The following is a 6,117-nucleotide window of genomic DNA, read 5'->3' as shown; positions in this document are numbered from 1 at the left end:
CCTCCCCTTTTTCCAAGGGGGAGGTTGGGAGGGGGTTAAATACACTAATCGATAATCGTTAGACGACAATTAGCTACGTAGTTATGATTATTCCAGCTCACCAATGAAAAATTTAAGTCTTTATCGCCATCATTTTTCCAGTTTTTATAATCACCAGCAGAAAAATGGCACGCATAAGCATGAGCAATATTTCTCTCAAAGACATTGTCACCATTAATCCCGTATGCTTCACTGCCTTTGTTGCCAAACCAAACTTTAGTATCCTTATTATAGAAAAACATAAAGCTGCCAAATTCAACATTACCTGGAAGACTTGTATTCCAATCATCAAGTCCTAACCTTATCTGACATCCATCTTCATCACTACATAAGTCAATGACATCTTGTTCAGGAATTACAATGGATGTGCCGCGTTCAGCTTTTGTCGTATAATAGTGTTTTCTATCCACTGACGAACCAGGTTTACCTTGAGGACCTACCTCGCCTTTTGCTCCCTGAGGTCCAACTTTCCCTTGCGGGCCTGTATCACCTTTCAATCCTTGATCACCCTTATCGCCTTTTTCTCCTTTCAAACCTTGAGGACCTCGTGGACCTACTGGACCTTTATCGCCCTTTTCACCCTTTTCTCCTTGAGGACCACGATCACCTTTATCGCCTTTCTTACCTTCTTTACCAGGAATTCCTGGAGGCCCTTGTCTACCCCGATCACCTTTAGGTCCCATATAAAAAGCCGGAACACAATTAAAGCCTAACTCAGTAAGACAGTTTGCTTCTATTGAACTAATCGCACGATTATAAACATGGATTTCATCCATAAATCCCTGTAAAGGGTAATTACGTTGATCGATTACAGAGTTACCAAATACCAAGGGGCCATCAGCTTCGACATTGGCAGGAATACCTAAATTATAAGCGTCAATGCGTTTGCCATTTATAGCAAGATGAATACCGTTAGGTTTGCCGTTATATGAAAAAACTAAATGCTGCCATTTTTGATTTGTATCCGTTAAAGCAGTATCAGCTTCTAAACCACCTAGCTCACCAACAGCATTTTGAAACAACACTTTTGGTCTATTTTCTTCGTCAAGAAAAATGCTAAAACGTGCATTTGTTGTTTGGCTGCCTTTTTCAACTAATACTTGACGATCGCCTGCTTTCTCCGCCTTAAACCATAAAGAAATTGAAAAAGGCTCATTGATATTTAACTCAGTAACATTGACTACAAAGGGGTTGTCTGCTTCAACTTTTAAAGCAGCACGATAAGCGCCTTGTTCAGAATATTGACCACCATTAAAAGATCCTTCCCCCTCATCTAAGAAATAACCATGATTGTTATTGCCTGAGTAGTCCACACCTCCCTGTTGATGTAGACCTCCATCAAATGACCAGAAACCTAGTTCCGAGTTAGTTAATATTAGCTCTTCTGCCAATGAAGTTGATATTGAAGCACTAATAATGCTTGAAATTAATACGGCTAGTGGCTTTTTCATTAAATAAAACCTTTTTTACTTTCTGGATATTTTTTTAGCCCCACCCTAGCCCTCCCCTTATTTAAGAGGAGGGAAACAAGACAAAGTTTTCTCCACTCGTTTATTTAAAAGGGGTTGCTTAGCGGAGTTAATAATTAATCATTGCGCTTAAAATTATGCACCATCTACGCCTCCCCTCTTTTCAAGGGGGAGGCTGGGAGGGGGATCAATCTAACTACTTAACTCGCTTCCAAATATAAACCGTTACATAAGGCTGAGTATTATTATGAGGCATGTTTCCTCCCTCAGGCATCATGGGCCTTGCATCAGCTCCATCATGTATTACCCATGGCCCCACATTTTTAACAGTAATCCAACCAACAGTATTCCCATACTGTCTACCACCACGATAACCTTGACGGTGTGTATGCGCTGGCATTTCAGGTATTGTTAATTGATGCTGAAATTCTCCACCTATACTGCCAGCTGCAAAGTTTCTACTTTCACCGCGTGAGTCTTTTGTTGCTCCAGCGCCTAAAATAACCCGTCCTTGCCCAAAAGGCTGCCACTCACCAAAACCTAACAGCTGACTTGGATTTGCGCCATCGGTCGCGTTGAAATAAAGACTTCCTACAGGGTAAACATCAGCAGGGTCACCTTTTGGTCCTTGAGGGCCTCGATCACCCTTTAATCCCTGGTCACCTTGCTCACCTTTATCACCTTTTAGGCCTTGTGGGCCTCGAGAACCTTCTGGACCTATTGGACCGCTATCACCTTTTTCGCCTTGTGGACCACGATCACCTTTATCGCCTTTTTTACCCTGTCTTCCTGGAATACCGGGAGCACCCTGAGACCCTCTTTGTCCTGGAGGTCCTTGATAAAAAGTAGGTACACAGTGAAAGCCTAAATCAGCTAGGCAGTTCGCCTCAAGTGAACTAATAGCTCGACTGTATAAATGAATTTCATCAAGCTCACCCATTAATGGATGATTCAACTGCTCAGCGACACTATTGCCAAATACCCATGGGTTATCTGTATTCACATCTTCTGGTAAACCCAACTTGACGTCTTTCAAACGACGACCATTTAAGGCGAGATTTAGCCCACTTTGGTGTCCACTGAAAGAAAATACCACATGCTGCCAGTTATTTTTTAAATTAGGCAGGGGATCAAGGGACTCAACACCACCGATGACACCATCCGCATTTCTAAAAACTACTTTTAAACGGTTATCTGTACCTATAAAGATAGAAAATAAAGCATCTGAGGTTGAATCACTTTTTTCAACGAGTACTTGCTTAGCATTGACTTTTGTTGGCTTAAACCAAAATGAAAGTGCAAAGGGTCCATTGATATCAAATTTTTCGCCATTGGCATTTACATTAATGACCAATGGATTGGTTTGTTCTAGCTGCAGAGATGTACCTGAAATACCTTGTTCGTTGTACTTTCCACCACTAATAGAGCCTTCACCTTCTTCTAGAAAATAACCATCATTTCCCTCAGATGAATAATCAACCCCACCTTGCTGGTAAAGTCCACCATCAAACGACCAATATCCAATTTCTGAATTAGTGATAGCTGGATAGGCTGTATCAGAAGCCATTGAAGATGCTGATATCAGTGTTGAAATAATAAGTGCTAATGGTTTTTTTAATTGCATTTTACGTTACCTATTTTACTTCCCGGATAATTCGTGAACCCCACCCTAACCCTCCCCTTATTTAAGGGGAGGGAATCAAGACTGAGCTTTCCCCATCATCTTCGTTAAGAAGGATGATTAAGTGAAAAAATATAACCAGTCATCTTACTAATAGTTTGCACAATATATTCCTCCCCTTTAGATAAGGAGGAGGTTAGGAGGGGGTTAGTTTTTAAAATTTATTGCGTACTGCCAATTTGATACAATTCTGCTATCTTAAAGCAAACCTTCATCCTTCTTTATTTCCATACAAATAGCGTAACCAGTTCCTTTTGGATTTCTAAAGCCGCCATTTGCTATCGACTCACAATACCAGCCATTATTATGTGGGTAATTTTTTTTCAGGTAATAATAACGTTCTCCAGGATCTAGCTCTTTTCCAACTTTACAACCACCACCAATGACCTTTTCGTTCGACTCACAACTCACCTGACAATAACCAAGCCACTCATTGGGATTAGAAAAACGACAGGTTCTAATGACTGGTGACTTTATCCCCCCATCTTTACCATCCTTCCCATCTTTGCCCGCAGGTCCAACTGGGCCTTGCTCACCCTGAGCACCCTGCTCACCTTTTTCGCCTTTAGCTCCTTGAGGCCCAACAGAACCTTGTGGACCCGTAATGCCTTGTTTGCCTTGCGCACCTTCAGGTCCTCTTTCCCCAGGTTGACCTTGCTTACCCTGAGGCCCTTGTAAACCCACTGCCCCCTGCTCACCTTTTGGACCACGTGACCCCTGGTAGAAATCAGGAACACATTTAAAGCCCAACTCTGTTAAACATCGTGCTTCAAGCGAACTTATTGCCCGGCTATAAAGTTGAATTTCATCAAGTGCACCATAAAATGGTGTTTGATTTACCCCATTTCCAATAATTATTGGGCCATCTAATTTTAAAAGCGAAGGTAACGGAGTTTTTGTAGCAGGCAGATACTGACCATTTAAAGCAAGGTGCATATCATATTGATTGCCATCAAATGAAAAAACCAGGTGCTGCCACTTACCTTTTATTTGAGTAAGTTGGTTGGAGATTAAGTCTCCTTTAATTCCATTTTCGTTAACAAACTCGATAGCAATTTGGTTTTGCTCATTTAAATAAATACCAAACCGGCCTTCTCCAAACTCAGCTGGTCTGCTCTGCTCAAACAACGTTTGTTGTATACCAAGTTCGTCAGCCCTAAACCATATAGCTAATGAAAATGGCTTACTTACATCAAAGTCAGAAAGTTTAATGAGCAGCGGGTCTTCCATATCAACAAGGAGTGCTGTTCCTTTTGCTGCTTGCTGCGAATAGCGTCCCCCTCCTAGTATCACCTTACCTAACGATACTTCATACTCATTACTGAGAAAGTATCCATGATGTTCATTTCCTGAAAAGTCTCTGGCACCTTCATTATTTAAACCTGCATCAAATGACCAATAACCTAATTGCGCTGGTACTGATGGTATATCGTCTGAAGTACAAACAGGAGCGAAAAAAGCAGTGGAAAGGCAGAGGGAATAGAATAATTTTGTATATTTTATCATCAGCTTTGCTTTACCTACATTAAATACCGCAGGCCATATTCTAATACTAATGACGCATAATTTACAGCATAACTAGTTGATTTATATGCACTTTATTATAGCTAGAGCTATCCTTATCAAGAATATTAAACAAATAAATTTGATTATTTTTAATACAAAACATAAAACACATCTAAAAAGTTGGACTCTTTATAGGTGTCTTATAATAGATATCCAGCAATTCGTGCTTTTTGTTAAATTCAAGGAAAGACGCCTTAACAGCCAGGGAAGACTAATAATTATCATATAAATCAATAAGTTATAACAAAATCTTATTTCAATTTAAACCAAAAAAAGCAGACAAACGGTACAATATAGCCGATCATCTGCAAGAATATATCTACTTATTGCATATTGCATTGTTTAAAAATCAATCATCTTCGTACTGTTTAATGACCTGTAGCCATTTATCAAAGCCTATATTTTTGCCACAAAGTACGACAACAACATTCTTTCCTTTGTACTGTTCAGCCTGCTGCATTAAAGCCGCCATAGCAACCCCTGCGGAACCTTCCACTATTTCTCTTTCATACTTCGCTAACATATACATCGCATGACCTATTTCTGTCTCAGAAACGGTATAGCATGTATTAACTACTTTTTGGGCAATGGGAAAGGTGATACTTTCTGGTTCTACGCCACCTGCAGTAGACTCTGAAAGCGTAGGTTGCTCTTCAATTTCGATAATTTTTCCTTCCTCAAGACACTTTAGTAAAGCAGGCGCATTTTCTGGCCAGCAGCCAACAATCTCTGTCTCTAGTTTATTTTCTTGGTAGTAGGACCCTATACCACTAATCAAACCACCACCACCAACACTGATAAATACAGTATCTGCATTAGGCAACTGCTGGTGTATTTCCATCGCTAATGTTGCTTGTCCTGCAATAACATAAGGATCATTGTAAGGTGAAACATAATAACAACCTTTTTCTTTAGCCAGCTCCGCAGCCTGTTGTTCTGCTACTAACACATCACCATCCACCACAATGACATTCGCATTCAAATGCTGTAACGCTGTTAGTTTAACTTTTGATGTGTTTGCTGGCAGAAACACCGTCACCTTCGTGCCGGTTATTTTACCTGCCATGGCTACACCTAACCCGTGATTACCAGAGGAAGCAGTAATAACACCTACATCTTTTTGGGTTTGACTAAGCTGGTTAATGCAACTTAAAGCTCCTCTTAACTTAAAAGAGCCTGTAAACTGTTGATACTCTTTTTTTAACCAAACATTTACACCCGTTTTTTCACTTAACTCAATACTATAATCCAAAGCCGTTGTTCTTAACCTCTGACTAATTTGATGATGCGTGTTATCAATTAACTCTTTAGTAATTTGCATAAAACCTATCCTTTCACTTTAAAATCTTTCGAAAATCATTT

Annotated in this window: 4 protein-coding genes; all 4 read right to left on the bottom strand. The window is 40.1% G+C overall.

Annotation, left to right across the window (positions count from 1 at the left end):
* Positions 1-44 precede the first annotated feature (44 nt).
* The 4 genes from F607_RS32820 to F607_RS0112315 all read right to left on the bottom strand — a co-directional run bounded on the left by F607_RS32820 (position 45) and on the right by F607_RS0112315 (position 6,076).
* Complete coding sequence (locus F607_RS32820; protein WP_051311412.1) at positions 45-1,490, bottom strand: LamG domain-containing protein; 1,446 nt, start codon at positions 1,488-1,490, stop codon at positions 45-47.
* 214 nt (positions 1,491-1,704) lie between these two features.
* A complete protein-coding gene (locus F607_RS35135; protein WP_051311410.1) occupies positions 1,705-3,132 on the bottom strand; it encodes a phage baseplate protein in 1,428 nt (475 codons plus the stop codon).
* A 255-nt stretch (positions 3,133-3,387) separates the two neighbouring features.
* A complete protein-coding gene (locus F607_RS35130; RefSeq protein WP_038291184.1) occupies positions 3,388-4,695 on the bottom strand; it encodes a LamG domain-containing protein in 1,308 nt (435 codons plus the stop codon).
* Positions 4,696-5,104: 409 nt separating this feature from the next.
* Positions 5,105-6,076, bottom strand: coding sequence for a threonine/serine dehydratase (locus F607_RS0112315; protein ID WP_038291182.1), 972 nt, complete (start codon positions 6,074-6,076; stop codon positions 5,105-5,107).
* Positions 6,077-6,117 lie beyond the last annotated feature (41 nt).

This window comes from Zooshikella ganghwensis DSM 15267 (assembly GCF_000428585.1).
Classification (GTDB): Bacteria; Pseudomonadota; Gammaproteobacteria; order Pseudomonadales; family Zooshikellaceae; genus Zooshikella; species Zooshikella ganghwensis.
Note: the sequence above shows the minus strand (reverse complement) of the source record. Positions and strands in the feature narration are given on the sequence as shown.

What these genes read in the sequence shown, in the direction of transcription:
- F607_RS35130 (WP_038291184.1), bottom strand. Translation starts at nt 4,695, where the DNA reads ATGATAAAATATACAAAATTATTCTATTCCCTCTGCCTTTCCACTGCT.
- F607_RS32820 (WP_051311412.1), bottom strand. Translation starts at nt 1,490, where the DNA reads ATGAAAAAGCCACTAGCCGTATTAATTTCAAGCATTATTAGTGCTTCA.
- F607_RS0112315 (WP_038291182.1), bottom strand. Translation starts at nt 6,076, where the DNA reads ATGCAAATTACTAAAGAGTTAATTGATAACACGCATCATCAAATTAGT.
- F607_RS35135 (WP_051311410.1), bottom strand. Translation starts at nt 3,132, where the DNA reads ATGCAATTAAAAAAACCATTAGCACTTATTATTTCAACACTGATATCA.